Below are 1,113 nucleotides of genomic sequence, written 5' to 3' on the forward strand. Positions count from 1 at the left end.
GGGCGGGCGTGGATCGTGCCGCCGCTGCTCGGCGAGCTGCCGCACCCGCCCGGCGCGGTGGCGCAGCGCATCGACGATCCGCTGCCGGTCTCGCTGCACTGGTTCGCCGACGAGATGGGCGACTGGCACACGCAGTGGCGCGGCCCCGCCGACGAGCCGGTGGTCATCGTGATGCTGCCCGAGCCGCAGGCGATCGACCTCGGCGGGCTGACGCTGCGGCCGGCCGCGCTGCGGGGCGTGCCCGCCGAGGCGCCGGTGATCGACTGGCTGACGCGCATGCCGCCGGTGCCGGCCGAGCTGCTGTCGTCGTTCACCGACCGCCTGCAGGAGCTGGCCGCGCAGCGCGGGCTGCAGCTGCCGGTGCCCGACGAGCAGGCGCGCGCGCTGCGCAACCTCGGCACGCTGCCGCTGGTGCCGGTGCTGCGGCTGGGCACCTGCGTCGATGCGGCCTCCGAGGCGATGCTGCACCAGCGCTTCGGTACCCGCGCGAGCCGCCCGCTGGTCAGCGACCATGCGCCGCGCCAGGCCTCGGTGCAGCTGCTGCTGCGCTACCGCGTGCCGGGCATGCCGCCGGTCGACTACCACCTGCCCGCCGCCCCGGCCGAGACCACCTTCCTCGACGCGACCCGCGTCAGCGGTGCCACCACCTCGCAGCTGACGCGCTTCGACCGCGATGCCGACGCCGAGGCGGTGGCGGTGCGCACGATGGCCGACCCGCTGCGGCTGCGGCCGTGGAGCCTTGCGGCAGGCGCAGCGATGCAGCGGCAGTCGAGCTTCGGCAGCGGGCGCATCGTCAGCGCCGGCTACGGCGTCTCGCTGGAGGGCCAGCCGATGATCTTCGTGCCGCAGCAGCGCGACCAGTGGCCGCAGCTGCTGACGCAGGAGGTGCCGCGGCTGAAGGAGCAGGGCTGGCTGGTCGAGGTCGACGACGACTTTCCGTTCGAGCTGCACGAGGCCGACGACTGGACCGTCGACCTGCAGCAGGAGCCGGGCGGCGACTGGTTCCGGCTCGGCCTGAAGCTCTCGGTCGAGGGCCAGCCGGTCAACCTGGTGCCGCTGCTGGTGGGCCTGGTGCAGAGCGGCTGGCTGAAGGTCGACAGCGCGCTGCGCGCC

The 1,113-nt window shown here is 74.8% G+C and carries 1 pseudogene; it reads left to right on the forward strand.

Annotation, left to right across the window (positions count from 1 at the left end):
- Positions 1–1,113, forward strand: a pseudogene (locus tag AC1D01_RS35920) (hypothetical protein); the annotation flags it as partial.

The sequence above is a fragment of the Rhizobacter sp. P3_B12 genome (assembly GCF_056402895.1).